This is a genomic window from Porphyrobacter sp. YT40, from assembly GCF_006542605.1.
Lineage (GTDB): Bacteria > Pseudomonadota > Alphaproteobacteria > Sphingomonadales > Sphingomonadaceae > Erythrobacter.
In genome coordinates this window covers 3382817-3408838 of the sequence record NZ_CP041222.1, presented here as the reverse complement: position 1 = coordinate 3408838, position 26022 = coordinate 3382817, and the positions used below count along the sequence as shown (strand labels likewise).

Genomic DNA, 26022 nt, shown 5'->3' with positions numbered 1-26022 from the left:
CTCTCTCCCAAAGGATGAGGGACAAGCGGGCATCGAGGCGCAGCGGTGCTGTGCCAAGCAGTCCGGCAGACGATCCCCATCCGCCCCGTATCTGTTTGCCCGGCGCAGTCCCCAGAAAACGGCGACGCCAGATTATGTGCGCAGCTTCTGCCCCTGCGCCGCCAGCGTCAAGCGGGAATCCGTGAACGGGCCCAATCCGGGTCGCCCGATCACACCACGCCGAAGGCCAGCATCGCGTCCGCGACCTTCTTGAAGCCCGCGATATTCGCGCCCTTCACGTAGTCGATATAGCCGCCTTCTTCCTTGCCATATTCCTCGCAGCGTTTGTGAATGCCGGCCATGATGTCCTTGAGCATCTGCTGCAATTCCTCCTCCTTCCACGAACGGCGTTCGGAGTTCTGGCTCATCTCGAGGCCCGAGACCGCGACCCCGCCCGCGTTCGAGGCCTTGCCCGGCGCGTAGAGGATTTTCGCTTCCTTGAAGATATGCACCCCTTCGAGATTGGTGGGCATGTTCGCGCCCTCGGAGACAGCGATGCAGCCGTTCTCGACCAGCGTCTTCGCGTCATCGCCGAGCAATTCGTTCTGCGTCGCACAGGGCAGGGCGACGTCGCACTCGACGCCCCACGGGGTCTTGCCTTCGTGGAATGTCGCCTTGGGAAAGGCCTCGACATATTCCTCGATCCGGCCCCGGCGATAGGTCTTGTGCTGCTTGACCCAGTCGATCTTTTCCTGATCGATGCCGTCGGGGTCATGAATGAACCCGCCGCTGTCCGACAGGGTCAGCACCTTGCCGCCCAGCTGCACGATCTTTTCGGCAGCATGGGTGGCGACATTGCCCGCGCCGGAAATGACCGCGGTCTTGCCTTCGAGGCTCTCGTCCCGCGTCGCCAGCATGTTCTGCAGGAAATAGACCGCGCCATAGCCGGTCGCCTCGGGCCGGATCAGGCTGCCGCCATATTCCAACCCCTTGCCGGTCAGCACGCCGTTCCAGTGGTTGGTGATGCGCTTGTACTGGCCGAACATGTAGCCGATCTCGCGTGCGCCCACGCCGATGTCGCCTGCGGGCACATCGACGTCGGGGCCGATGTGGCGGTAGAGCTCGGTCATGAAGGACTGGCAGAAGCGCATGATCTCGCGCACGCTCTTGCCCTTGGGGTTGAAGTTCGCGCCCCCCTTGCCGCCGCCCATCGGCAGGCCGGTGAGCGCGTTCTTGAAGGTCTGTTCGAAGGCGAGGAACTTCAGCACGCTTTCGTTGACCGAGGAATGGAAGCGGATGCCGCCCTTGTAGGGGCCGATGGCGTTGTTGTTCTGCACCCGCCAGCCGCGCTGGACGCGGACATTGCCGTTGTCGTCTTCCCAGCAGACACGGAACGAGACCACCCGGTCGGGCTCGGCAATGCGGCGCAGGATCTGCGCCGAGTGGTATTCTTCCTTGTCCTCGATGAATTCGAAGATGTCCTGTGCAACCTCCTGCACGGCCTGCACGAATTCCGGCTGATGCGGATTGCGCTTCTTCACGCCCTCCATGAAGCCGTTCAAGTCGACGTGATCGGTCACTGCCATGATGATTCTCCCCCTTGGCCGGATTTATCGCTCCGGCCGGAATGGCGCTTGGCGTTTTGCGGCAGACTATCGGGGGAAAGCGCAATTCCCGCAAGCGGCGGGGTGGGGGGATCAGATCGCCGAGCTGAACTGGCGCGGTGCCGCGGCGCGGTAGGCGTCGAACAGCGCAGCGATGCCGCGGGCATAGGGCAAGCCGCCGGGCCGGATCGTCAGCCGCTCGCCATCGAGCGCGGCGAGGCCGGCGGCGATGAAGGGAGCAAGCCGATCCTCCGCCTCTGCCAGCAGCGCGGGGGTGAGGCAGGCCTCGCCATGGCACAGCAGCGCCTCGATCACCGCGCCGCGCGCGAGGTCGTCGGGCGAGCGGGCGATGCCGTGGTTCGCGCTCAGCCGGCCTTCTGCCGAAAGCTGGCGATAGCGCCCGGTGTGCTTTTCGTTCTGGGCGAGAAGTCCGGGAAAGCCGCTGATCGCGCTCGCGCCCATGCCGATCAGCACTTCGGCGGGGTCGTCGGTGAAGCCCTGGAAATTGCGCCGCAACCGCCCTTCACGGGTGGCGCGCGCCATGGGATCGTGCGGCAGGGCGAAGTGATCGAAGCCGATCGCGTCATAGCCGCGCGCCGTCAGCCGGGCGTGAGCCTCCGCCGCCATCGCGAAGCGCGCTTCGGCTCCCGGCAGCGCGGTATCGGGGATCATCGTCTGGCGCGGCACCAGATGCGGGACATGGGCATAGCCGAACACCGCCACCCGGTCCGCGCCGAGCGTCGCGGTCAGATCGAGGCTGTCGGCGAGATCGATCATGGTCTGATGCGGAAGGCCGTACATCAGATCGAAATTGAGCGAGGTCACCCCATTGCTGCGCAGCCAGTCGACGCTGCGGCAGATCATCGCGGTGGGCTGTTCGCGCCCGATGGCTTTCTGGCAGTGCGGCGCGAAGGTCTGCACCCCCATGCTTGCGCGGGTCACCCCGAGGCTGCCGAGCACGCGGCTCCATTCGGCGGTCAGGCTGCGCGGGTCGAGTTCGATCGACCATTCGGGCGCGTGCAGCGGGAAGTGGGCGTGGAGCGCTTCGACGAGGGCGAGGAAGTCGCCCGTTTCGATCGCATTGGGGCTACCCCCGCCAAAGGCGATGCGTCGCACGCGGACACCGGCGGGCAGCAGGCTGGCGACGGTCGCCAGTTCCTGATGCAGTGCGGCCAGATAGGCCTCCACCCGCGCGCGCTTGCCCGATTTGCCGGTGTTGCAGCCGCAGTAAAAGCAGATCTGCTCGCAGAAGGGGATGTGGAGATAAAGCGAGATGTCGCCCGCCGCCCCGGCGATTGCCTGCTCGATGGTGCCGTCCGCCAGCGGGCCGAAATCGGCTGCGGTGGGGTAGCTGGTGTAGCGCGGCACCGGCTTGGCGAGGAGTTGGGGGTGATATGTCCACATGAGGCGCTTAAAGCGGCTCGGGCGGCAGGCGTCTTTGCGCGAGATCAAATCGCGCGTTTCGGTCGCGAGGGATCGGTCTTTTCCCGGCAGGTTCCGGCGTGGCAGGCCTTGGGGTGACACGGCGCATCTTCGGGCGGGCCACCATCGCCGAGGGGAATAGTGATCGTGCCGCCGTTGCACAGCCGCGCGGTGAGCGTGCGCGCTTCGGCGGGCAGCGGGCCGATCAGCACCGGCAGCAGCGCGGCGAGTGCGAGGGGGAGGGCGCGGTTCATTCCGGCGCATCCTCGTCGATCAGAATGCGGTGCGCCGCGCCGTCCATGTCGTCATACTGTCCGTCCTTCATCGACCAGAAGAACGCGGCGAGGCCGAGCAGGCCCATGCCGAGCGCGATGGGGATGAGGATGGCAAGACCGGTCATGAATTGGCACTCCGCGCAAGCCGCAGCGAATTGGCGACCACCACCAGCGAGCTCACCGACATGGCGATGGCGGCGACCAGCGGCGTGACGAGGCCCAGCAGCGCCAGCGGCACGGCGAGCAGGTTATAGGCGATCGAAAAGCCGAAATTCTCGCGCACGATCCGCATCGTCCGGCGCGCCACGCGAACCGCCAGCGCCACCGGCATCAACCCCTCGCCAATGAACACCGCGTCGGCGGCCTGCTGGCTGGCATCGGACGCGGTGCCGGGCGCGATCGAGGCGTGGGCGGCGGCGAGGGCGGGGCCATCGTTGAGCCCGTCGCCCACCATCAGCGGGCGGCGGCCTTCGGCCTTGAGTGCTTCCAGTGCGGCGAGTTTCGCCTGCGGGCTGGCCTCGGCCTGCGCTTGCAATCCCAGCGCCTCGGCCACCACGGCGACCGGCGCGGCGCGGTCACCCGAAAGGATGCTGGCGGCGATCCCTTCGCGGGCGAGGGCGGCGAGCGTCGCGGCGGCGTCGGCACGCAGCGGGTCGGCGAAGGCGATGGTCTGGCGGGTGTCGCCGATCTGCAAGGTGGTGGCGAGGGCTTCGCTTGCCTCGGCGGGCCGTCCCAAGGCGACTTCTACGCCCTGCCAGCGGCCGGTCAGCCCTGCGCCGCCCACTTCGCGCACATAGTCTATGGCGGCGGGCGCAACACCCTCGCGCAGCAGTGCGGCGGCGAGGCCCCGGCTCAGCGGGTGGCGACTGGTCTGGGCAAGGGCCAGCGCAATCGCGCGCGCTTGCGGGTCGAGCGCGCTTACATCCGCGCGCGGTTCGCCGAGCGTCAGCGTGCCGGTCTTGTCGAACAGCGCGACATCGCATTCGGCGAGGCGTTCGAGCGCGCTGCCATCCTTAACCAGCAAGCCCCGGCGCAGCAGCGCGCCGCTCGCCACCACCTGCGCTGCGGGAACGGCAAGGCCCATCGCGCAGGGACAGGTGATGATCAGCACGGCAATCGCTATGGTGAGCGAGGTGTGCCACCCCGCGCCCGCGATCATCCATCCGGCAAAGGCGAGCAGCGCCAGCGTGTGCACCGCCGGGGCGTAGAGCCGCGAGGCGCGGTCGGCGATGCGGACATAGTGGCTGCGCGATTGGCCCGCCTCGTCCATCAGCCGCGCGATTTCGGCGAGCGCGGTATCCTCGGCCACGCGGGTGAGGCGCACCCGGATCGGCGCGGCAAGATTGATCGCGCCCGCGTGCACCAGCGCCCCGGGCCCGACCGGCTCGGGCGCGCTTTCGCCGGTGAGCATGGCATTGTCGAGCGCGCTCGTGCCCTCCACCACCTCGCCATCGGCGGCAAGCGCCTCTCCGGCGGCGACCAGCACCATCATGCCGGGATCGAGGTCTTTGGCCGCCACCCGCCGCGTGGAGCCATCGGGGGCGATCACGCTGGCACTCTTGCTCATCCGCCCCAGCAATGCGCCGATCCCGGCGCGGGTGCGGGTGCGCATCTCGGCGTCGAGCGCGCGGCCCGCCAGCAGGAAAAACAGCAGCATCACGGCGGAATCGAAGAAGGCGTGTTCGCCGCCGGTGATCGTCTCGTAAAGGCTGAGGCCCGTCGCCAGCAGCACGCCGATGCTGATCGGCACATCCATATTGGTGCGCCGGTGCTTCAGCGCCATCCATGCGCTGGCGAAGAAGGGGCGGCCCGCATAGGCGATCACCGGCAGGGCGATGAGCGCCGAGAGCCAGTGGAACAACGCGCGCGTCGCCCCGTCCGCGCCCGACCAGACGCTGACCGAGAGCAGCATGACATTCATCATGCCGAACCCCGCCACGCCGAGCGCGCGGGTGAGGGCTTTGCGTTCCTTGCTCTCGTCACCCAAAGGATTGTCGGCGACCGGTTGCGCCTCGAAGCCAAGGCCCAGCAGCGCGGCGGTGAGCGCTTCCTCGCCCAGCGCGGGGTCATGGCGGATCGCCACGCGTTTGGCCGAGAAGTTCGCCCGCGCGGCGGCGATGCCGGGGAGCTTGGGCAATTCGCGCTCGATCTTGCCGATGCACCCGGCGCATTTCATCCCCGGCACGGTCAGCCGGGTGGTGGCGAGCGGGGGTTCCGCAGCGATGACGGCGGGTGCGTTCACCGGAGCTCGGCCTCCCCGGCCCATTCCTGCACGCCTGCCCGGATCGCGATGTGGAGCTGCCAGCGGCCCGGCGCGATCGCCTGGGTCGAAACCCAGCGGCCCTGACCTTCCGGCACGAAGCGGAGCGCAGTCCCTTCACGCGCGCCGAGCGGGCGTTCGGCGGCGGCGGTGATGGTGGCGGCCTCGGGCACGGCGATGGTCTCGATCACCACGCGGCCATCTGCGCGGCGGTGCGGCAACGCCTGCCAGCCCAGCGCCTTCGACGCCTCGGCCTTGGCGATCCAGCCGTTGTAGCTCTGGCTGGCGACATAGGAATTGTCGACCACCGTGCCGTGAAATCCGCCCACCGCGTTCCAGGCCATGAACAGGTTGACCGCGATCACCACGGCGAACCCGCCCACGAAGACGGCGGCCATGTGCCGGCCGGTGAAAGTGCTGGATCGGCTCGACATCATTCGTTCCCCGGCATGGCGAAGGTGGTTTCGGTGACATCCTGCTCACGCTGCTCGTCGAGGCTGGTAAGTCGGAAGGCGAAGGCATTGGCGGGGGCACCTTCGGGCAGCAGGACATAGACCCGCAGCACCTCGGTCGCGTTGGCGGGCACGGTGACGGTCTGCACGCGCGCGGCGTTTTCCATGCTGACGCTCTCGGTCCACATGACCGCGCCTTGCGGCAGGCCTTCGAGCGCGATTTCCATGTCACGCGGGCGGGCCTCCATGTTGCGCAAGCGCAGCGTGTAGGCATTCCTGACCGAGCCGTCCTTCAGCAGCATGAAGGGCGGGTTGCGGTCGGGCGAGACGGTGAGATCGGTATGGGTGCGGGTGCCCAGCGCGAAGAGCAGCCCCGCGCCGAGCCCGGCCCAGACGGTGAAGTAGATCAGTGTGCGCGGGCGCAGCAGCGCCTTCCATGCCGGGGTCGGAGGCGCGCCGGCAGCTTCGGCCTTGCACTGGTCGAGCGTGGCGTAGTCGATCAGCCCGCGCGGGCGGCCGACCTCCTTCATCACCCGGTCGCAGGCGTCGATGCACAGCCCGCAGGTGATGCAGCCGATCTGCTGGCCTTCGCGGATGTCGACCCCGGTGGGGCAGACCGCGACACACATGTTGCAGTCGATGCAGTCGCCATATTGGTCCGGGTTCTTGGCCGCTTTCTTGAGGCTGCCGCGCTGCTCGCCGCGCCAGTCCTTGTAGGTGACGATCAGCGATTTCTCGTCGAGCATCGCGGTCTGGATGCGTGGCCAGGGGCACATGTAGATGCAAACCTGTTCGCGCATGAACCCGCCGAGCCAGAAGGTCGTGCCGGTGAGGATCGCGACCGTGGCATAGGCGACGGGGGCGGCATTGCCGGTCCAGAAATCGCGGGTAAGGGTGGGCGCGTCGGCGAAATACATGATCCACGCGCCGCCGGTCCAGAAGGCGATCGCGAGATAGACCGCCCACTTGGCGCTGCGCCGCGCGATCTTGGCGGGCGTCCACGGAGCCTTGTCGAGCCGCATCCGCGCGTTGCGATCGCCGTCGAAGAAGCGGTCGACGTGCTGGAACAGGTCGGTCCACACCGTCTGCGGACAGGCATAGCCGCACCATGCCCGGCCCACGGCGGAGGTGACGAGGAACAATCCGATCCCCGCCATGATCAGGAGACCGGCGACGAAATAGAACTCGTGCGGCCAGATCTCGATATCGAACATGTAGAAGCGGCGGTTGGCGAGATCGACCAGCACCGCCTGGTCGGGCGCATAGGGCCCGCGGTCCCAGCGGATCCAGGGGGTGACGTAGTAGATGCCCAGCGTCACGAGCATCACCAGCCACTTGAACCGCCGGAACGGCCCGTCGATCCGCTTGTTGTGGACCGTCTTGCCCTTTTCGTAGAGCGCCGATCCCATGAAGCCTGCTTCGGGTTCGGGGGCGGCTGGCCCGAGCGCCTTGCCCCAGTCGCGCGCGCCGGAACCGGCGGGTGCGGCAGGCGGTGCGGGGCGCTCGAGCTCGTCCATGTCAGCCATTGGGGTCGGCCTTGGCTGCGGCGGCGACATCGCTCGCGGCGTCGGTGGCGGGCTGTGCGGGCGCGGCCTTCTGCCCGCCGCCGCGCGAGTGCACGTAGGCCGCGAGCATCTTGATCGTGACGGGATCGAGCCTGCCTTGCCATGCGGGCATGACCCCGTGGCGGGGGGCGAGAATCTGCGCCTTCACCGCCGCTTCGGTATCGCCGAACAGCCAGATCGCATCATTGAGCGCAGGCGCGCCCATCGGCGGGGAGCCCTCGCCGCCGCTACCGTGACAGGCCGCGCAATTGTCGGCGAAGAGCTGCGCGCCGGCAGCGCTCGACCGGCCCTTGCCGCTCAGCGACAGGACATGGCCCGCCAGTGCGTTGACCTGCGCAGGCTCGAACATGCCCTGAAACGCCGGCATGAAATTGGCGCGGGTCTCCTCGGCCCCTTCCCAGCGGATGCCGTGGGTGAGGGTATATTGGATATCGGTCAGCGTGCCGCCCCAGATCCAGTCGTCATCGTTGAGATTGGGATAGCCCGGCGATCCCGCCGCGCCCGCGCCGTGGCACTGGACGCAATTGACCTTGAACGCCGCGGCGCCCCCGGCAATCGCGGCCTGCATCAGTTCTGGATCGGCGGGGAGCTTTTCGATATCGGTCGCCGCGATCCGTTCGACAGTGCTCTGGCGGGCCATGTCGGCGGCGGTCATCTCTCTGGCGAGATCGCCCCGGCTCGACCAGCCGAGCGTGCCTTGGGTCGCCCGGTCGATCATCGGCCAGGCCGGGTAGAGCACGACATAGATCGCCGCGAACACGATCGTCGCGTAGAAGGTATACAGCCACCAGCGCGGCAGGGGGGTGTTGAGTTCCTCGATCCCGTCCCATTCATGGCCGACGGTTTCGGTGCCGGTGGGCTCATCGATACGTTTAGTCATGGTCTTCACCCCGGAAAATCGAGTGCTTGGCGGCGGCAACATGGGCCTTGGCGCCGGGCCGGAAGTGCCACAGGCACAGGGTCAGATAGAGCGCGGTGATCACCGCCAGCCCGTAGGAGTCGGCAAAGTGGCGCAGGGTTTCGTAGGCGGTCATCGGCCTTCCTCCCCCTTGGTGAGCACTTCCTGCGCGGCGGCGCTGTTCACGTCGACCAGCGTGCCGAGCATCTGGAGATAGGCGACCAGCGCATCCATCTCGGTCACGCGGGCCGGATCGCCGTCGAAGTCGCGGATCTGCGCCTTGGGATAGCGCTCCGCCAGATCGCCCGCGTCGGCCTCGGGATCGGCCTGCGCGAGCAGGTCGGTCTCGGCCGCAGCGAGGTCTGCGTCGGAATAGGGCACGCCCACCGCGCGCAGGGCGGAGAGATTACCCGCTGGGTCGGCCACTTTCAGCGGCGTTTCGGCGAGGAAGCTGTAGTTGGGCATGATGCTTTCGGGCACCACCGAGCGCGGCGCCTTGAGGTGCTGGACGTGCCAGGCATCCGAATAGCGCCCGCCCACGCGCGCCAGATCGGGCCCAGTGCGCTTGCTGCCCCACTGGAAGGGGTGGTCGTACATGCTCTCGGCGGCGAGGCTGTAGTGGCCATAGCGTTCGACCTCGTCCCGGAAGGGACGGATCATCTGGCTGTGGCAGGTGTAGCAGCCTTCGCGGACGTAGATGTCGCGGCCCGCCTGTTCGAGCGGGGTGTAGGGCCTCATCCCCTCGACCTTTTCGATCGTGTTGTCGATCCAGAACAGCGGCGCGATTTCGACGATCCCGCCCACTGCCACTACCGCAAGGGTGGCGGCGGCCAGCAGGGTGACGTTCTTTTCGAGTGTCTTGTGGCTCTCGAAGACGCCGGAGTGGGGTGCATTCTTGCTCATGGCTGTGGTTCCCTGATGAGCGATTATTCGGCGGGTTCGGGGGCGAGCGGGCGCGGGAGCGGCCGGTCGTTGGCGGCATCGTGCGCGGTGTCGCCCATCGGCGCCTCGGCGCGCTGGTGACCGGCGATGGTCATCCAGACGTTGAAGGCCATGATCAGTGCGCCGGAGAGATACATCAGCCCGCCGACAGCGCGCAGAATGTACATCGGGTGGAGCGCAGCGACCGTGTCGACGAAGCTGTTCACCAGATAGCCGTCAGCCCCGTATTCGCGCCACATCAGGCCCTGCGTGATCCCGGCGACCCACATCGAGGAGGCGTAGAAAACGATCCCCAGCGTCGCGAGCCAGAAGTGCCAGTTGATCATGCGCAGGCTGTAGAGCCGCTCCTTCTGCCACAGGCGCGGCACCAGGTAGTAGACGCAGGCGAAGGTGATCATCCCGTTCCACCCCAGCGCGCCGGAATGGACGTGGCCGATGGTCCAGTCGGTGTAGTGCGACAGGCTGTTCACCGCCTTGATGCTCATCAGCGGGCCTTCGAAAGTGCTCATGCCGTAGAAGGCGAGGCTCAGCACCATCATGCGGATGATCGGATCGGTGCGGACCTTGTCCCACGCGCCGTTCAGCGTCATCAGCCCGTTGATCATCCCGCCCCAGCTGGGCATCCACAGCATCACCGAAAACACCATGCCCAGCGTCTGGGCCCAGTCGGGCAGGGCGGTGTAGTGGAGGTGGTGCGGCCCGGCCCAGATGTAGAGGAAGATCAGCGACCAGAAGTGGATGATCGACAACCGGTAGGAATAGACCGGCCGCCCGGCCTGCTTGGGCACGAAGTAATACATCATCGCCAAGAAGCCCGCGGTGAGGAAGAAGCCCACGGCGTTGTGGCCATACCACCACTGGGTCAGCGCATCCTGCACGCCGGCAAAGGCGGAGTAGCTCTTGGCGCCTAGCAGGCTGACGGGCAGCGCGAGGTTGTTGACCACGTGCAGCATCGCGATGGTGACGATGAAGGCGAGGTAGAACCAGTTGGCGACATAGATGTGCGGTTCGTGCCGCCGCAGGATCGTGCCGACGAAGACCGCCAGATAGGCGAGCCACACGATGGTCAGCCACAGATCGACATACCATTCGGGCTCGGCATATTCCTTACCCTGGCTGATGCCGAGCAGGTAGCCGGTCGCGGCGAGCACGATGAACAGCTGGTATCCCCAGAACACGAAGCGGACCATGCCGGGGAAGGCCAGCGTGGTGCGGCAGGTGCGCTGGACGACGTAGAAGCTGGTCGCCAGTAGCGCATTGCCTCCGAAGGCGAAGATCACCGCGCTGGTGTGCAGCGGACGCACCCGGCCGAAATTGAGGTAGGGTTCGAGGTTCAACTCGGGAAAAGCCAGCTGCGCGGCGATGAACACGCCGGCGAGCAAGCCGGCCAGCCCCCAGAACATCGTCGCGATCACGCCCCAGCGGATCACGTCGTCGTCATAGCGGCTCGGCCCCGGAGGCATCCTGAAGATGCTCTGGGCCTTGGCCAGCGGGTCATAGCTGGTCGCCGTGGCGATGATCAGGATCACCGCGACCAGCGCCACGATCCCCATGTGGATGGCAAATCCGCTGTCCGGTGTCAGCGCGATAGCGGCAATGGCTGCGAGCAGGACAAGCGCCCAGACCCCCAGCCGTCTTACGACTGCTTCCATGTTGAATTATCCCTTCCGTCCACCCGCTGGCTAGCGGGTCTCGGCCTTGCAGTTGTTGATCCAGATCAAATTTGTTCAGTTTTCGGATTGGGCGCTCCGCTCGCCGGGCCGTCCGGCGATCCGGGCGAGCGCCGATACGTCGGACAGGCACACCCGCGAGCGGCCCTCGGTGGCGAGCAGCCCGGCCTCGCGCAGTTCGGTCAGCTGGCGGCTGACGGTCTCGATCGTGAGCCCCAGCGAATCGCCGATGTCGCGGCGGCTCATCGGCAGCGAGAAGGCGCAGGGGCCTGCCGAACAATCCGCCAGTCGTTCGGCCATCGAGACGAGGAAATCGGCGATCCGCGCGGCGGCGGACTTGTGGCCCATCTGCATCATCCGCGTGCGGCTGCGGTGGAGCGCCTGCAGCGAGCGGGTCAGCACCGATCGCAGCACCGCCGGATCGTTCTGCGCGATGTCGAGAAAGCGGTCGGCCGGGAACACCACCAGATCGCAATCGGTCAGCGCCACCAGCCGGAAATCGCCGTCACACTGGCGCAGCACCGAAATCACGTCGCCGCCGAAATGGAACGCCAGCACCTGTCGCGGCGGCCCGCCCGCGCCCGGCTGCGCGGCCAGCTTGGCCGAGCCACTGGCGAGGAACATCAGCCGATCCTCGAACGGATCGGGCGGCAGGGCCTCCCCCCTCGCGAGATGCAGGCAATAGCCCACCTCGCACAGGCGATCCGCCGTAGGTGCCGCGCCCGTGCCGGGCGGCAGCGCGGCGCGAAACGCTTCCATGCATTGCTGCCCGAAAGAGGTGCTGATGCTTGCCATGATGAAAAGCGCTTTGGGCCTGACAGCCGCAAAGGTCTTTGATCCTGATCAATGAGCGCGGCGAAGGCTGCGGGCTATCGGGCGGTCACAGGCAGCAACAACCCTGGGCCGCACACGGTGGCCACTGCTGCCGATCAAGGACGGGAAAAATGAAGACTCTTGTGATGTTGAGCGGCGCGGCTCTGGCGCTGCTGGCAACGCCTGCGATGGCGCAGGATGGAACCCGCGCGGGCGATGTTCAGGTGAAGGTGCTGGGCACCTATGTCGCGCCGGATGGCAAGATCACCGACATCAACGTCAACCTGCCGGGCCTGCCCGCAACCACCCAGACCAAGGCCAACGACAATGTCGTGCCGACGCTGGCGGTGGAATACTTCGTGACCGACAATGTCTCGATCGAGACGATTGCCGGGGTGACGCAGCATGATGTCGATGCGACCGCCGGCCTGCCGGCGGGGGCGGAACTGGTCTCCGATGCGCTGCTGCTGCCCGCCACGGTGACGGCGAAGTATCACTTCGATCTTGGCGGGGTGAAGCCCTATGTCGGTGCGGGCGCGGCCTATTTCATCTGGCTGAAGGACGATCCGGGCGCCGCCACCCTGCCGCTGGGCGTGACGGAGACCGACCTGTCGGACGAATTCGGCCTCGCGCTGCAAGCCGGGTTCGACGTGCCGCTGAACGACAAGGGCTTCGGCCTCAGCGTCGATGTGAAGCGCTATTTCATCGACACCACCGCACGCTGGTTCGTCGGAAACACGCTGGCGATCGAGACCGAGCACAAGCTCGATCCCTGGGTGATCAGCGCCGGGGTCAGCTATCGGTTCTGACCTCTTCCTGCTATAGATGACAAAATGGCAATGTTTCACGTGAAACATTGCCATTTTGGTTAACTCGGGGTCGGATCAGAAGTTGTACTGCGTCGACACCTGCACCCGCTTGAGATTGCCGCTGCGCCCGTCTTCCAGCGTGCGTTCGGCATACATCAGCTCGATCCCGACATTGAGCGGGGGGATCGGGGTCCAGATCAGGTTGGCAAAGGCGTTCCAGCTTTCGTCCGTGACCTGATTGGTGGTCAGCCGCACCGGGTTGTCGGCCTTGAAGTATGCCCCGGCCACGCTGGATCGCAGGTTCGGCGCCCAGACATGGCGATAGGCGGCGAACCCCGAATATGTGAAGATCGGATCGAGCGTACCGTCGGGCCGGATTGCGGCATCGTTGACGATGTTGATCCCGATATAGCGCCCCAGCCCGTCTCCGGCGGTGGCCATGAAGCGCAGATCGTCGCGCGGGCCGACCTTGAGCTTGCCCGACAGGCTGAGGCCATAGCCCCAGGCGGCATCGTCCACGCCCATCAGATCATCGGTCGAAACGTGCAGTTGCCGCACGATCCCCGCAGCCGAAATCTGCCCCCAGTCGCCGCTCCAGTTGTAGCGGCCGACGATGTCGGGGATCTGGTCGTCGCCGGGGGTGACCATCCCGCCGGTCTGGGTCGTCACAACGGTTTCGGGCTGCTCGACCGCGATCTGCAAGCCCCCTTTGGTGTAGCGGATCAGCGGTTGGCGATCGAACACCGTTCCCGGCGTCACTCCGATGAAGTCGAGGCTGTCCGGCAGCGCGCCGACATTCTGGAAGGTCGACCAGCCCTGGCCGAAGGTCCAGTTGTCGTAATTGATCAGCGCCTGCCGGATGCGCGGGGTGAAGCTGTTCGAGACCCGCTCGTTGCCGCCCTCGGTGACGTTGAAATCGAGCTCGATCAGCCCGCTCAGCTTGTGATCGGTGCCGACATCGGTTTCGGTCTTGAACAGGAACCGCGTCTGGCGGGCGGAAAAATCGGTGTCGAACCCGCTCGGCGCCCCGCCCACGGGGATCGCGGAGGGGAACAGGAAATCGCGCAATATCGAGTTGCCCGGCAACTGCCCGCCGCTGGTGCGCTGGCTCGTCGCGTCGAGCTTCACATAGCCGCCATAGGTCACCCGGGTCTTGCCCATCTTGAAACCGTCGCCCGCAGGAATCGCGAAATCGACCAGCTTTTCGGACATCTCGGCCTGCCGGGTCGCGAGGGTGCGGGCGGTCTCCTGCGTCGCGTCGGCCTCGGTGCGCAGGGCCTGTTGTTCGGCGCGGATCGCGGCCAGCGCCTCGGCCTGCTGCTGCGCTTCGCCCTGATCGGCGTCGAGCCGGGCGATCAGCCCTTCGACCAGTCGCTCAAGCCGATCGAGCCGCGCATCGACGCTCTGTTCTTGAGCCAGCACCGGCGCAGCGGTGAGCATGCTGGCGGCAAGCAGCGCGCTGCGCAGCGCGCGGGCTGTTCCTGCGTGAATCATGTGACCCTCCCATCCTCTTTTATCCGGGCCGAACATGATCCTGCGGGCGACGACGCGACAGCTAGCGGATGGTCGTAAGACCTTTGTCTGAGGGCGCGGGGCTGGTAGCGTGATGTATAACGGGGTCAGAAAAGGGAGAGTCGAGATGATCCACGCCGTCGAGCGGCCTCAGGCCCACACGCCCACGCATTGCACGCCCGAGCAATATGCGCAGATGTATCGCGCCTCGGTGGAGACCCCCGATGGCTTCTGGCTGGAGCAGGCGCAGCGGCTCGACTGGACCCACGCGCCCACCGTGGGTGGCGACTGGGCCTATGATCCGGTGGCGATCAAGTGGTTCGAGGACGGCCAGCTCAACTTGTGCCACAACGCGGTCGACCGGCACCTTGCCGAGCATGCCGACCGCACCGCGCTGATCTTCGAGCCCGACGATCCGGCAAGCCCCTCGCGCAGCCTCACCTATGGCGAACTCCACCGCGAGGTGGTGCGGATGGCCAACGCCTTGAAGAAGCTCGGTGTCACGCGCGGCGAGCGGGTGACAATCTACATGCCGATGATCCTCGAAGGCGTGGTCGCCATGCTCGCCTGCGCACGGCTGGGCGCGGTGCATTCGGTGGTGTTTGGCGGCTTCTCGCCCGAGGCGCTCGCAGGGCGGATCGAGGATTGCGGCAGCCGCTTCGTCATCACCGCCGATGAAGGGCTGCGCGGCGGCAAGCGTGTGCCCTTGAAGGCCAATGTCGACGCGGCGCTTGGCCTTGCGGCGCACGTCACCGATGTCGCGGGCGTGCTGGTGATCCCGCACACCGGCGGGGCGATCGACATGGTGGAGGGCCGCGACCACTGGCTGGCCGACCTCGCCAGCGACGCCGATTGCCCCTGCGAGGTCATGCACGCGGAAGACCCGCTGTTCATCCTCTACACCTCGGGCTCGACCGGCAAGCCCAAGGGCGTGCTCCACACCACCGGCGGCTATGGCGTCTGGACGGCGACGACCTTCCACTACATCTTCGATTACCAGCCGGGCGAGGTGTTCTGGTGCACCGCCGATATCGGCTGGGTCACCGGGCACAGCTATGTCGTCTACGGCCCGCTGTTCAACGCGGCGACCGCGGTGGTGTTCGAGGGCGTGCCCAACTACCCCGATCACGGGCGCTTCTGGGACGTGGTCGACAAGCATCAGGTCAATATCATCTACACCGCCCCCACCGCGATCCGCGCGCTGATGCGCGAGGGCGATCATCATGTGACGAGCCGCTCTCGCGCGTCCTTGCGCCTGCTCGGCAGCGTCGGCGAGCCGATCAATCCCGAGGCCTGGCGCTGGTATTTCGATGTGGTGGGGGAGGGCCGCTGCCCCGTCATCGACACCTGGTGGCAGACCGAAACCGGCGGCTGCATGATCACCACGCTGCCCGGCGCGCACGACATGAAGCCGGGAAGCGCAGGGCTCCCGTTCTTCGGGATCCGCCCGCAACTCGTCGATAACGAGGGCGCGGTGCTCGACGGCGCGACCGAGGGTAACCTGTGCATCACGCATAGCTGGCCCGGCCAGGCGCGCACCGTCTATGGCGATCACGATCGCTTTGTGCAGACCTATTTCAGCACCTATGCCGGCAAGTACTTCACCGGCGACGGATGCAAGCGTGACGAGGACGGATACTACTGGATCACCGGGCGCGTGGACGATGTCATCAACGTCTCGGGCCACCGCATGGGCACGGCGGAAGTCGAGAGCGCGCTGGTGCTCCATCCCAAGGTCGCCGAGGCGGCGGTGGTGGGCTATCCGCACGACATCAAGGGGCAGGGCATCTATTGCTACGTCACCCTCAACGCGGGCGAGGAGGGTGACGACGCACTGCTGGCCGAATTGAAGGCACATGTGCGCAAGGAAATCGGACCCATCGCCACGCCCGATGTGATCCATTTCACCGATGGGTTGCCCAAGACCCGCTCGGGCAAGATCATGCGCCGCATCCTGCGCAAGATCGCCGAGAACGACTTCGGCTCGCTCGGCGACACCTCGACGCTGGCCGATCCCTCACTGGTCGACCGGCTGATCGAGGGGCGGCAGAACCGCTAGGGTCGTGTCCGCGCGGATCATCATCGCCGACGATCATCCGCTGTTTCGCAGCGCGCTCGCTCATGCGGTGGGGCGGGTGTGGCCCGAGGCGGCGATCATCGAGGCGAGCTCGGCTGCCGAGGCCCGCACCGCGCTGGCAAACGGCGGCGCGGAGACGCTGCTGCTCGATCTGCACATGGCCGATTCCTCCGGCCTCTCCGTGCTGATGGACCTGCGGCAGGATTACCCCGCGCTCCCGATCGTGATTGTCTCGGCCAGCGAAGAACCGCGGGTCGCTGCGGCGGCGGCGCAGCTGGGGGCGGCGGGGTTCATCCCCAAGTCCGCCAGTCTCGAGGCGATGCGCGAAGGGCTCGCCGCAGTGCGCGATGGCGACGCGTGGTTTCCGGAAAGCGGCGCGGACGCGGACGACGATCTCGCCCGCATCGCCAGTCTCACCCCGGCCCAGCGCCGTATCCTCGGCGGGATCCGGCAGGGCCTGCTCAACAAGCAGATCGCCTATGAACTGGCGATCAGCGAGGCGACGGTAAAGGCGCATATCACCGCGATCCTGAGGAAGCTCGGGGTCGGCAGCCGCACGCAGGCGGTGCTGGTCGCCGCCAAGCTGGAGATTGATCAGCCGGTGGCGGATTCCGCCAAAGGCTGATCCGCGCGGTCGCGACCTTGCGCCAGCGCGGTGGCGATCAGCGCGCGTAGGGCTGCAGGTGGTGCGGGCTTGATCAGCCGATGCGCGCCCATCCGGGTGGCGGCGGCTTCGGTTTCTTCGGAGCTTTCGGCGGTCAGCAGGATCACCGGCGGGCGGGTCTCCCAGTGCTCGCATAGCGCCGCGAAACTCGCATCGCCGCGCTCGTCCCCGTCGAGGCGGTAATCCATGATCGCAATGTCGGGCGCGTCCGGCATGGCGACGCGCGCTTCGGCGAGGCTGGCGGCGCAGGTGACGGTGAGCCCCCACTTGCCCAGCAGCGCGGCGGTCGCGGCGAGCACGGCGGGGTCGTTGTCGAGCACCAGCACCCTGGCCGCGTCCAACCGGCTGGCGGCGCGTGCCGGAGCGGGCACGGTGGCGGGCGCGGCGGCGCGGCGCAGCACTGGCAGGGCGAGCGCAAAGCGGCTGCCGCGTCCCGGCTGCGAGGTCGTCTCGATCTCCACCCCCAGCAACCGGGCTGACCGGCGCACGATGGCGAGGCCCAGTCCGAGCCCTTCGCGGTCGGTCGAGGCGCCGCGTTCGAACTCGCCGAAGATGCGCTCGATGTCTTGCGGTTCGATGCCGCGTCCGGTGTCGTGAATGCAGATCACCGCCGCATCGCCGCGCCGCCTCACCCCGATGAGGATGCCGCCGCGCGCGGTGTAGCGCACCGCGTTGCTCATGAGGTTGCGCAGGACCGCGGTGAGCAGCGCGCGGTCGGCCATCACCCAAGCAGTGGTGCGCGCGCGCCGCAGACGCAGCCCCTTGGCCTGCGCCTGAAGCACGAATTCGCGCGCCACATCCTCGAACAACTGGTCGAGCGCGATTGGTTCGGGCGCGGGCACCACCCCGCCGCTGTCGAGCTTGGAGATTTCCAGCAGCACCCGGATCAGGCGGTCGGCGGCGACGATCGAGCCGTCAAGGTCGGCCACCAGCTTTTCCAGCGGCGCGCGGCCCGCCACTTCCTCGCCCAGCGCCGAGGCGAACAGGCGCGCAGCGTTCAGCGGCTGGATCAGATCATGGCTCGCCGCCGCAAGAAAACGGGTTTTGGAGCGCGTCGCTTCGGCCAGCAGGGCGTTGGCTTCGCTGAGCTGATGGGTGCGCTCGGCCACCTTCTCTTCCAGCGCCTGTTCGGCCCGGCGGTCGGCGGTGATGTCGGTGTATGACGTGGTGTAGCCGCCCCCCGGCGTAGGCGCGCCGACGATCCGAAGCACGCGGCCATCGTGCTGCACCCGCTCGATCCGGTGCTCGGTTCCGGCGCGCATATAGCCGAGACGGCGTTCGACCTGCTCGGCGATCTCGGCCTCGGGCAGCTGGCCGCGTTCGAGGTTGAAGCGGATCAGATCGGCAATCGGCGTGCCGACCTGCACGAGGCGGTCGGGCAGGTCGAAGATCTGCTGGTAGCGGCTGTTCCAGGCCACCAGCCGCATCTCGCCATCGACCAGCGCGACGCCCTGATCGATGGACTCGATCGCGGTCTGGAGCAGGTCGGCGGAGAAGTTGAGGCGGCGGCCCGTCTCGCCAAACATCGCGACGACTTCGGGCAGCGGAATGGGGTCACCGCCCGCCCATGAATGCACCAGCATCCGGGCCGAGGAGGTGCCGATCACGCCCGAGATCATCCGTTCCGCCAGCTCCAGCACCGCCGCGCCCGCCGGATCGCCGTTGCGCAAATGCAGCGGGGCAAGCGCCGCATCGGCCCGCTCGCGTCCGACGAACTGGCCCAGCAGCGCGCGCACGTCTCCCACGCGCTTGGCGGTGGCGCGGCGCGGCAACTCTCCCGGCATGGGCGTGCCGACAAAGGCGGCGGCCTGCGCGGAATCGAGCAGCGAGGGGCGGATGATCGCCGAAACAAGCCAGTAGAGCGCGGTGTTGACGCCAAGGCTGAGGATCACGCCCGAGACCAGCGGATCGGGGTGGATGGCAAGCGGCGGGGCGGTGCCTTGCAAGGCAGGCCAGATCAGCAGCGCCAGCCACAGCGCAAAGCCGCTCGCGAGGCCCGCCAGCATCCCGGCGCGGTTGCCGTGCTGGCTCACCATGCCGAGCACCAGCCCCGGCGCGAATTGCGCGGCGGCGGCGAAGGCGAGCGTGCCGAGCCCGGCAAGGTCGGTGATCCCGGCAAACCCGCGATAGACCGCATAGGCCGACGCCAGCAGCGCGGCGATCGTCACGCGGCGGATCAGCAGCAGGCGCGCGGGCAGGCGGCTGCGGTCGCCCCGTCCGGCGAGCGCGCGGCGCAGCAGCAGCGGGGCGACGAGATCGTTGGTGATCATGATCGACAGCGCGACGCTCGCCACCACGATCATGCCGGTTGCCGCCGACAGCCCGCCGAGGAACACCAGCACGGCTAGCGCGGTGTTGCCCGTCGCCAGCGGCAGGGCGAGCACGATCGCGTCGGGATCGGTGCCCGCCGGAAGCGCCGCGCGCGCCGCCAGAACCAGCGGCACGATCACCGCGGCGGTGAGCGCGAGATAGGCCGGGAACACCCAGCGCATCGCCCCGTCTGCGCGCTCGCCCGGCGCTTCGATGAAGCTCATGTGGAACTGGCGCGGCAGGCACAGGATCGCGGCGGCGGAGAGCGCGGTGAGCACGATGAAGCGCGCGTCGATCGGATCGGGCGCGAACAGCGCGGGCGGGGTGGCCGGTGCCGGGCCCTCGCCCGTCAGCAGCAACCACACCGCGAGCGCGCCCACTGCCAGCAGCGCGGCGAGCTTCACCAGCGCTTCGGTGGCGATGCTCAGCACGAGGCCCGCGTTCTCGCCCGCCCGGTCCGCCCGGCGCGATCCGAACAGGATGGCGAAGAGGCCCATCAAGGCCGCCACGATCAGCACCAGCTCGTCGGTCGCCAGCTGCGCGCGCAGATCGGGGGCCATCAGCAGCAGCGTGGTGCCCACCGCATCGAGTTGCAGCGCCATGTAGGGCAGCGTGCCGAGGCTGGCGATCACCGTCACCAGTGCGGCGATGCTCGCGCTCTTGCCGTAGCGGGCAGAGAGGAAATCCGCGATCGAGGTCGAATGCTGCGCCTTGGCCTGCGCGAGGATGCGGCGCACAAGGCCGAAGCCGAGCGTGAAGACGAGGATCGGGCCGAGATAGATCGGCAGGTAATCCATCCCAGCCGTCGCCGCCGTTCCGACCCCGCCGAAAAAGGTCCAGCTGGTGCAATAGACCGCAAGGCTGAGACCATAGATCGCGCTCGCGTGCCGTCGCAGCCAGCCAGAACCGCTCTCGGGCCGCGCATCGCGCCAAGCGGCGAGCCAGAACAATGCGCCCAGATAGATCATGGCGGCAACAAGCGCCGCGCCCAGCATCATGGCCCTGATCCCTCTCTCCCGCTGTGCAAGCTACTGCAAGCCGCGCGCAAAGCAAAGGGGCGGCACCTTTCGGCACCGCCCCTCCTGCGACCCGCCGAGTGGTGCGGGACTATGCGTCGATATTGCGGCGGAAGGTTTCCGGCAGGAACATCAGGCCGACGATCACGGTCAGCACGCAGATCCCGATCGGGTACCACAGGCCGTAGTAGATATCCCCCGTCGCCGCGACCATCGCGAAGGCGGTGGTGGGCAGGAACCCGCCGAACCAGCCATTGCCGATGTGATAGGGCAGGCTCATCGCGGTGTAGCGGATGCGGGTGGGGAACAGCTCCACCAGCAGCGCGGCGATGGGCCCGTAGACCATGGTCACCAGCAGCACGAGGTAGGTCAGCACCGCGATCACCAGCGGGGTGTTGATCGCTGCCGGGTCGGCCTTGGCTGGGTAGCCCGCCGCGCCCAGCGCCGTTTTCAACTCGGCCTGAAAGGCTGCGATGGCGGCCTTGCGCTCCTCGCCTGTCACCTGGGCCGGATCGGGCGCGGTGAAGGTCTCGCCGCCGATCCTGACCTGCGCGATGGTGCCCGCCTCGGCTTCGACCGAGGTGTAGCTGATCGCGCCCTTGGCAAGGAAAGCCTTGGCGATGTCGCAGCTTCGGGCATCGAAGGTGTTCTTGCCCACGGGATCGAACTGCACCGAGCAATCGGCATCATTGACGATGACGCTCACCGGCGCTGCCGCCTGCGCCCGGGCGAGCGCCGGGTTGGCCGCTTCGGACAAGAGGTGGAAGGCCGGGAAGTAGGTCACCGCCGCCAGCGCGCAGCCGGTGAGGATGATCTTCTTGCGCCCGATCCTGTCCGACAGCCAGCCGAAGACAATGAAGAACGGCGTGCCGATGGCGAGCGCCACCGCGATCAGGATATTGGTGGTCGCGCCGTCCACCATCAGCATCTTCTCGAGGAAGAACATCGCGTAGAACTGGCCGGTGTACCACACCACCGCCTGCCCCGCGACCGCGCCCAGCAGCGCGATCAGCGCCCAGCGCGCGTTTTTCCAGTTGCCGAAGGCCTCCGAAATCGGTGCCTTGGAATTGGTGCCTTCCTCCTTCATCTTCTGGAAGACCGGGCTTTCCTGCAATTGCATCCGGATCCACAGCGACACGCCGAGCAGCACCGCCGAGATCAGGAAGGGCACGCGCCAGCCCCATTCCTTGAAGGCGTCCTCGCCGATCATGGTGCGGGTGCCGATCACCACCAGCAGCGCGGCGAAGAGGCCCAATGTGGCCGTGGTCTGGATGAAGCTGGTGTAGAGCCCGCGCTTGTCGTTGGGCGCGTGTTCGGCCACGTAGGTCGCTGCGCCGCCATACTCGCCGCCCAGCGCCAGCCCCTGCACCAGCCGCAGCACCACCAGCATGATCGGCGCCGCCACCCCGATGCTGGCGTAGGAGGGCAGCAGGCCCACGGTAAAGGTCGCAAAGCCCATCAGGCCCATGGTGACGAGGAAGGTGTATTTGCGTCCGACCAGATCTCCCAGCCGCCCGAACACCAGCGCGCCGAAGGGCCGCACCGCAAAGCCCGCGGCAAAGGCGGCGAGCGCGAAGATGAAGCCCGTGGTCTCGTTCACGCCCGAAAAGAACTGGGCGGAAATGATCGTCGCCAGCAGCCCGTAGAGGTAGAAATCGTACCATTCGAACACCGTGCCCAGCGACGAGGCCAGGATGACGCGCTTTTCCGTCCCCGTGACCTTGTGATGCTTGGGCAGGGCGTCATCATATGTCGTCGCCATTGTCCGTCTCCCGCTTGTGCGCCCGATCCCCTGACCGGTCGCATCCGCGCCGGTCGTGTCGAGGTTGGCAACTTCGCCCGGAACGGCAGGCGGCGGAAGCTAGACCTTGGTCGCAGACGCCAAGGCTATTCCGTGGCGGCGAAGGTGTAGCGCAGCGCCTCGCTCTCGATCACCAGCTGACGCCCGTCGAGCGTCGTGGTGTAGCGTTGGGCTTCGGAAACCCGCGCGAGCTCGTCGCCGAAGCTCGGCTCGGGGCAGAGCATTTTCGTGCTTCCGACGGGGCCGATGCTGATGCTGCCTGCGCCGTTGGCGGGCTGGCCCGCGGTCCAGGTCGAGCGGCCGCGGTTGCAATCGAGCTGAAGCTGCAATTCGCCCCCGTCCTGAAATGCGATGGTGTGGCGCTGCTGCAACGCCGGGGTCAGCGTGGTTGTGCTGCCCGAGGTGTCGATCGCGACAAGCTGCCATTCGGTGCCGGTCAGCGGGTGGGTGTCGGGCACGGTCACGCAGGCTCCGAGGGCAAGGGTGGCGGCAGTGGCGGCAAGCACGGTGAGACGCTTCATCATCATCAATCCCCTAAAGTCGGCGCGGGACAGAAATAGCGCCGCCGGATGAACAGACGCAATCCGGCTGCCAATCAGGGCATGAAAAAAGCCGCCGGAGAGCGAAGGCTCCGGCGGCTTTTTCTATCCTTGCGGGGCCGATCAGGCTTCGCGGGTGCCCGACAGCGGCATCGCGCCGAAGGCACCGGCGTTGACCGAACCGGTCAGCGTGTCGCCGTCGATGGTCGCTTCGCAATCGAGCGTCATCGGCATCGGCACGACCATGTTCATCTGCCACTTGATGGTGTTGCCGTCGACGGTGCCATCCTTGATGTCCATCGAGCCGAGGCTGCCGACCAGCGAGCCCGAGAAGGTGTCGCCTTCGGGCACGACGGTCAGGGTGCCGGTCTGGTCGCCCATCGGGCTCTTGACGGTTGTCTTGTAGGTTCCTGCAACAGACATATTCCACTCCTCCAGAGGGTGCAGGCCTCGGGCGAGGCGGCACTTCAGGTTGCGTTATTTACACTGATGTCAGCGCGCTTCAACCCGAATTGGGCCGAAGCGCGCCGGCTGTCTCAAATCATTCCCCTTCCATCTCGCGCTGCTCGATCGGCAGGCCGAGCGGTTCGAGCTGGGCGCGGACCTTGCTGGCATCGCCGACCACGACCCACACGAACTTGTCGGTGTCGATCGCCTCGCGGGCGACCGCGTCCAGCGCCTCGGCAGTCTGGTCGCGGTAGATGCTGGCGAGGGTTTCCTGATAATTGTCCGGGCGACCAAACAGGGCATTGCCCTGAAGCGCGCCGAGCACCGCGGGCGAGGTTTCGTAGCGGCCTGGCAATGCGCCGATCTCGCTCGCCTTGTTGCGTTCGAGCTCGTCGGCGGTGACGCCCTTCACGGTCAGGAATTCCTCGGTCTCGCGGATCATCTCCGCCAGCGAATCCCCGGTGCGGTCAGCCTGCACGCCGCCCGAAATGGCGTAGATCACGGCATTCTCGCGCGCCTGCGCTCCGCCGCGCACGCCATAGCTCCAGCCCTTGGTCTCGCGCAGGTTCATGTTGAGCCGCGCGAGGAAGTTGCCGCCCAGCGAATTGTTGGCGCTGCCGAAGGCGATGAACTCCGGATCGCCCGCGTCGAGCGGGGTGACCTGCGCGCCGAGGATGAAGCTCTGCGGCGAGTTGGGACGGTTGACGAGGATGATGCGGTTGCCCTCGGCCGCCTGTCCGGCGGTGACGCTCTTGCTGCCCTTGGCCGCAGCCGGGGCCGTCCAGTTGCCGAAAGCGGTGTTGAGCGCGGTGACGACCTCGGCCAGCGGCTTGTCCGAAATGACGAAGACCTCGCCATTGTCGGGGCGGATCCAGCTTTCCTTGAAGGCGATCAGATCGTCGCGGGTGATGCTGCCGACGCTCGCGACCGTGGTAATCGCGCCATAGGGCGTGCCCGCGCCGAACAGTTCGGGCGTGAGCGTGCGCTGGGCGATGCCCTGCGGCGACTTCATCGACCGGCGGATACCGGTGATGGTCTGGCTGCGCACGCGCTCGAGATCGGCGGTGTTGAAGGCCGGTTCGCGCATGATCTGGCGCAGCAGATCGAGGCTGGGCGCAAGGTTGGCCGACAGCGCGGCGAGCGTGAAGGTCGACCGGTCATCGCCGCCCCCGACCGAGACGCTGGCACCCAGACGCTCGCTGGTCTCGGCGATGGCCTGCGCGCTGAGATCCTTGGTGCCTTCGTCGAACAGCGCCATGGTCAGGCCTTCCAGGCCCGCCTTGCCCGCCGGATCGGCCGCGCTGCCCGCATCGAAGCTCATCGCCACCCAGGTCGCGGGCACGGCGGTGCGCTGCACGTAGGTGACCTTCATCCCGTTGGCGAGGGTTGCGCGTTCCACGTCGGGGAAGTCCAGCGCCGCGATGGTGTCGATCGGCGGCTTGGGACGAACCTTCGAGACGCTGATTTCCTCCGCCGCACGGTCGCGTTCGGAGGCGTTGTCACCCTCGGCCTGAACCGAAGCGGCTTCCTCGTAAGTGGCATCGCGTTCACCCGGTTCGAGGATCACGGTCATCGCCGGACGGGTCATCCACTTGGCGAGCGCGGCCTGCACCTCGGCAGGGGTGAGCGTCGCCAGCGTTTCGAATTCGCGCGCGTAGAAGGCGGGATCGCCCGCCAGCACTTCGCCTTCGGCCAGCGCCTGCGCCTTGCCGCCAAACCCACCGACCTGTTCCAGCCCGCGGATCGTGCGGGCAAGGTTGCTGGTGACCGCGCGGCGCACTTCATCCTCGGTCGGGCCATTGGCGATCAGATCGGCGATCACCTCGTCCATGCGTTTTTCGAGCACGGCGATATCGACGCCTGCCTTGGCGGTCGCCTCGACTTCGAGCATCCCGATGCGCTGGAAGGCGGAATTGCCCGCGGACACGCCGACGGCAAGCTGCTCGTCGCGCACCAGCACATTGTCGAGCCGGCTCGAAGCGAGCCCGCCGAGGATCGCCGCCCCGACGTCGAGCGCGATGCGATCATCGCCGGTCAGGCCCTGCACCGGCCAGTAGCGCGTGACGCTGGTGGCGGCGACCTGATCCTTGAAGGTCTTGCGCACCGGCTCCTTGAGGGTGGGGACTTCGGCCTGCGCAGGCTCGTTCACGGGCCCGCGCGCGATGGCGCCGAAATATTTCTCAACCAGCGGACGCGCTTCGGCGGCTGAGATGTCCCCGGCCAGAACGAGCGTTGCGTTGTTGGGGCCATAGTTCTCGGTGAACCACGCCTTCACGTCCGCCATGGAAGCCGCGTCGAGATCGGCCATCGAGCCGATGGTCGAATGGCGATAGGGGTGGCCTTCGGGAAACAGCGTCTCGAGCACTTCGTAATAGACGAGCCCGCCGGGCTGGTTGTCGCCCTGCCGCTTTTCGTTCTGCACCACGCCGCGCTGGTTATCGAGCTTGCCCTGCGTCACCGCGCCGAGCAGGTAGCCCATGCGATCGCTTTCCAGCCACAGCGCGCGTTCGAGCGCGGGCTTGGGGACGGTCTGGAAATAGTTGGTGCGATCGAACCAGGTCGTGCCGTTGTAATCGGTCGCGCCCATTTCGGCGAGGTACTGGAAGTAGTCCGCGGGCGCGTTTTCCGAACCGTTGAACATCAGGTGTTCGAACAGGTGGGCAAAGCCGGTCTGGCCCTTGGGCTCGTCCTTCGAGCCGACATTGTACCACACGGTGACGTTGACCACCGGGGCCTTGCGATCCTCGTGCACCAGCACGGTCAGGCCGTTTTCGAGTTCGAATTCCTCGTAGGGAATCTCCACCTGGCTGACGAGCGCTTCGAGATCGGCGGTCGCTTCCGGGGCGGCGGCGCTGTGTCCGGCGTGGTTGTCGGCCAGTGCGGGGCTGAAGGGAACGGCAAGCGCAAGCGCGAGCGCCGAGAGACTGGCGGCAGCAAAACGATGGGTCATGGACGAAGGCTCCGGTG

Annotated in this window: 21 protein-coding genes; 3 read left to right on the top strand and 18 right to left on the bottom strand. The window is 67.1% G+C overall.

Features of this window, described 5'->3' with window-relative positions; genetic code table 11:
- Positions 1–209: 209 nt before the first annotated feature.
- The 12 genes from gdhA to E2E27_RS15980 form a co-directional block, all read right to left on the bottom strand.
- A complete protein-coding gene (gene gdhA / locus E2E27_RS16035) occupies positions 210–1565 on the bottom strand; it encodes an NADP-specific glutamate dehydrogenase (RefSeq protein WP_141460832.1) in 1356 nt (451 codons plus the stop codon).
- 111 nt (positions 1566–1676) lie between these two features.
- A complete protein-coding gene (gene hemN, locus E2E27_RS16030) occupies positions 1677–2987 on the bottom strand; it encodes an oxygen-independent coproporphyrinogen III oxidase (protein ID WP_141460830.1) in 1311 nt (436 codons plus the stop codon).
- A gap of 44 nt (positions 2988–3031) precedes the next feature.
- On the bottom strand, positions 3032–3259 hold the full coding sequence (locus E2E27_RS16025) for a hypothetical protein (RefSeq protein ID WP_141460828.1): 228 nt from the start codon (positions 3257–3259) through the stop codon (positions 3032–3034).
- Positions 3256–3405: a cbb3-type cytochrome oxidase assembly protein CcoS gene (ccoS, locus tag E2E27_RS16020; RefSeq protein WP_141460826.1), complete on the bottom strand. Its 150-nt coding sequence runs from the start codon at positions 3403–3405 to the stop codon at positions 3256–3258. Before ccoS ends, E2E27_RS16025 begins: the two co-directional genes overlap by 4 nt.
- Positions 3402–5546 (bottom strand): heavy metal translocating P-type ATPase, encoded by a 2145-nt coding sequence (locus E2E27_RS16015; RefSeq protein ID WP_141460824.1) that lies wholly within the window; start codon positions 5544–5546, stop codon positions 3402–3404. The genes ccoS and E2E27_RS16015 overlap by 4 nt, the downstream gene beginning before the upstream one ends.
- Entirely contained in the window at positions 5519–5938 is a 420-nt protein-coding gene (locus E2E27_RS16010) for a FixH family protein (protein WP_234036094.1), read from the bottom strand. Before E2E27_RS16010 ends, E2E27_RS16015 begins: the two co-directional genes overlap by 28 nt.
- A gap of 35 nt (positions 5939–5973) precedes the next feature.
- Positions 5974–7401, bottom strand: a complete 1428-nt coding sequence (gene ccoG / locus E2E27_RS16005; RefSeq protein WP_141461986.1) for a cytochrome c oxidase accessory protein CcoG — start codon at positions 7399–7401, stop codon at positions 5974–5976.
- A gap of 109 nt (positions 7402–7510) precedes the next feature.
- Positions 7511–8437, bottom strand: coding sequence for a cytochrome-c oxidase, cbb3-type subunit III (ccoP, locus tag E2E27_RS16000; protein WP_141460822.1), 927 nt, complete (start codon positions 8435–8437; stop codon positions 7511–7513).
- A complete protein-coding gene (locus E2E27_RS15995; RefSeq protein WP_141460819.1) occupies positions 8430–8591 on the bottom strand; it encodes a cbb3-type cytochrome c oxidase subunit 3 in 162 nt (53 codons plus the stop codon). The genes ccoP and E2E27_RS15995 overlap by 8 nt, the downstream gene beginning before the upstream one ends.
- On the bottom strand, positions 8588–9358 hold the full coding sequence (gene ccoO / locus E2E27_RS15990; RefSeq protein ID WP_141460817.1) for a cytochrome-c oxidase, cbb3-type subunit II: 771 nt from the start codon (positions 9356–9358) through the stop codon (positions 8588–8590). The genes E2E27_RS15995 and ccoO overlap by 4 nt, the downstream gene beginning before the upstream one ends.
- Positions 9359–9381: 23 nt before the next feature.
- Complete coding sequence (gene ccoN, locus E2E27_RS15985) at positions 9382–11049, bottom strand: cytochrome-c oxidase, cbb3-type subunit I (RefSeq protein ID WP_141460815.1); 1668 nt, start codon at positions 11047–11049, stop codon at positions 9382–9384.
- 75 nt (positions 11050–11124) lie between these two features.
- Positions 11125–11862, bottom strand: coding sequence for a Crp/Fnr family transcriptional regulator (locus E2E27_RS15980; protein WP_141460813.1), 738 nt, complete (start codon positions 11860–11862; stop codon positions 11125–11127).
- Positions 11863–12011: 149 nt separating this feature from the next.
- Here E2E27_RS15980 and E2E27_RS15975 point away from each other — a divergent pair, with 149 nt between their 5' ends.
- Positions 12012–12689, top strand: a complete 678-nt coding sequence (locus tag E2E27_RS15975) for an OmpW/AlkL family protein (RefSeq protein WP_234036093.1) — start codon at positions 12012–12014, stop codon at positions 12687–12689.
- Positions 12690–12764: 75 nt separating this feature from the next.
- Here the strand turns inward: E2E27_RS15975 and E2E27_RS15970 are convergent, their stop codons facing one another.
- Entirely contained in the window at positions 12765–14183 is a 1419-nt protein-coding gene (locus E2E27_RS15970) for a DcaP family trimeric outer membrane transporter (protein WP_234036092.1), read from the bottom strand.
- A 145-nt stretch (positions 14184–14328) separates the two neighbouring features.
- On the opposite strand from E2E27_RS15970, the gene acs reads away from it, so the two are divergent.
- Both acs and E2E27_RS15960 read left to right on the top strand, forming a co-directional pair.
- On the top strand, positions 14329–16260 hold the full coding sequence (acs, locus tag E2E27_RS15965; RefSeq protein ID WP_141460811.1) for an acetate--CoA ligase: 1932 nt from the start codon (positions 14329–14331) through the stop codon (positions 16258–16260).
- Positions 16261–16264: 4 nt separating this feature from the next.
- Positions 16265–16903 carry a response regulator transcription factor gene (locus tag E2E27_RS15960; protein WP_141460810.1) on the top strand — a complete coding sequence of 213 codons (639 nt, stop codon included), beginning with the start codon at positions 16265–16267 and terminating at the stop codon, positions 16901–16903.
- Here E2E27_RS15960 and E2E27_RS15955 read toward each other — a convergent pair.
- The 5 genes from E2E27_RS15955 to E2E27_RS15935 all read right to left on the bottom strand — a co-directional run bounded on the left by E2E27_RS15955 (position 16873) and on the right by E2E27_RS15935 (position 26005).
- The gene (locus tag E2E27_RS15955; protein WP_141460809.1) at positions 16873–20250 is read right to left on the bottom strand and encodes a sensor histidine kinase; all 3378 of its coding nucleotides are present in this window, start codon (positions 20248–20250) and stop codon (positions 16873–16875) included. The two genes, E2E27_RS15960 and E2E27_RS15955, sit on opposite strands and share 31 nt — an antisense overlap.
- Before the next feature lie 109 nt (positions 20251–20359).
- Positions 20360–22030, bottom strand: coding sequence for an MFS transporter (locus tag E2E27_RS15950; protein ID WP_141460808.1), 1671 nt, complete (start codon positions 22028–22030; stop codon positions 20360–20362).
- A gap of 125 nt (positions 22031–22155) precedes the next feature.
- Positions 22156–22596, bottom strand: a complete 441-nt coding sequence (locus E2E27_RS15945; protein ID WP_141460807.1) for an META domain-containing protein — start codon at positions 22594–22596, stop codon at positions 22156–22158.
- Between the two features lie 135 nt (positions 22597–22731).
- Positions 22732–23031: a lipocalin/fatty acid-binding family protein gene (locus tag E2E27_RS15940; protein WP_141460806.1), complete on the bottom strand. Its 300-nt coding sequence runs from the start codon at positions 23029–23031 to the stop codon at positions 22732–22734.
- A 118-nt stretch (positions 23032–23149) separates the two neighbouring features.
- Positions 23150–26005 (bottom strand): M16 family metallopeptidase, encoded by a 2856-nt coding sequence (locus E2E27_RS15935; protein WP_141460805.1) that lies wholly within the window; start codon positions 26003–26005, stop codon positions 23150–23152.
- Positions 26006–26022 lie beyond the last annotated feature (17 nt).

Bases quoted from the DNA above. Each gene is read 5' to 3' on its own strand.
- gdhA (WP_141460832.1), bottom strand. From the start codon at position 1,565: ATGGCAGTGACCGATCACGTCGACTTGAACGGCTTCATGGAGGGCGTG.
- hemN (WP_141460830.1), bottom strand. From the start codon at position 2,987: ATGTGGACATATCACCCCCAACTCCTCGCCAAGCCGGTGCCGCGCTAC.
- E2E27_RS16025 (WP_141460828.1), bottom strand. From the start codon at position 3,259: ATGAACCGCGCCCTCCCCCTCGCACTCGCCGCGCTGCTGCCGGTGCTG.
- ccoS (WP_141460826.1), bottom strand. From the start codon at position 3,405: ATGACCGGTCTTGCCATCCTCATCCCCATCGCGCTCGGCATGGGCCTG.
- E2E27_RS16015 (WP_141460824.1), bottom strand. From the start codon at position 5,546: ATGGGCCGGGGAGGCCGAGCTCCGGTGAACGCACCCGCCGTCATCGCT.
- E2E27_RS16010 (WP_234036094.1), bottom strand. From the start codon at position 5,938: ATGGCCGCCGTCTTCGTGGGCGGGTTCGCCGTGGTGATCGCGGTCAAC.
- ccoG (WP_141461986.1), bottom strand. From the start codon at position 7,401: ATGGGATCGGCGCTCTACGAAAAGGGCAAGACGGTCCACAACAAGCGG.
- ccoP (WP_141460822.1), bottom strand. From the start codon at position 8,437: ATGACTAAACGTATCGATGAGCCCACCGGCACCGAAACCGTCGGCCAT.
- E2E27_RS15995 (WP_141460819.1), bottom strand. From the start codon at position 8,591: ATGACCGCCTACGAAACCCTGCGCCACTTTGCCGACTCCTACGGGCTG.
- ccoO (WP_141460817.1), bottom strand. From the start codon at position 9,358: ATGAGCAAGAATGCACCCCACTCCGGCGTCTTCGAGAGCCACAAGACA.
- ccoN (WP_141460815.1), bottom strand. From the start codon at position 11,049: ATGGAAGCAGTCGTAAGACGGCTGGGGGTCTGGGCGCTTGTCCTGCTC.
- E2E27_RS15980 (WP_141460813.1), bottom strand. From the start codon at position 11,862: ATGGCAAGCATCAGCACCTCTTTCGGGCAGCAATGCATGGAAGCGTTT.
- E2E27_RS15975 (WP_234036093.1), top strand. From the start codon at position 12,012: ATGAAGACTCTTGTGATGTTGAGCGGCGCGGCTCTGGCGCTGCTGGCA.
- E2E27_RS15970 (WP_234036092.1), bottom strand. From the start codon at position 14,183: ATGATTCACGCAGGAACAGCCCGCGCGCTGCGCAGCGCGCTGCTTGCC.
- acs (WP_141460811.1), top strand. From the start codon at position 14,329: ATGATCCACGCCGTCGAGCGGCCTCAGGCCCACACGCCCACGCATTGC.
- E2E27_RS15955 (WP_141460809.1), bottom strand. From the start codon at position 20,250: ATGATGCTGGGCGCGGCGCTTGTTGCCGCCATGATCTATCTGGGCGCA.
- E2E27_RS15950 (WP_141460808.1), bottom strand. From the start codon at position 22,030: ATGGCGACGACATATGATGACGCCCTGCCCAAGCATCACAAGGTCACG.
- E2E27_RS15945 (WP_141460807.1), bottom strand. From the start codon at position 22,596: ATGATGATGAAGCGTCTCACCGTGCTTGCCGCCACTGCCGCCACCCTT.
- E2E27_RS15940 (WP_141460806.1), bottom strand. From the start codon at position 23,031: ATGTCTGTTGCAGGAACCTACAAGACAACCGTCAAGAGCCCGATGGGC.
- E2E27_RS15935 (WP_141460805.1), bottom strand. From the start codon at position 26,005: ATGACCCATCGTTTTGCTGCCGCCAGTCTCTCGGCGCTCGCGCTTGCG.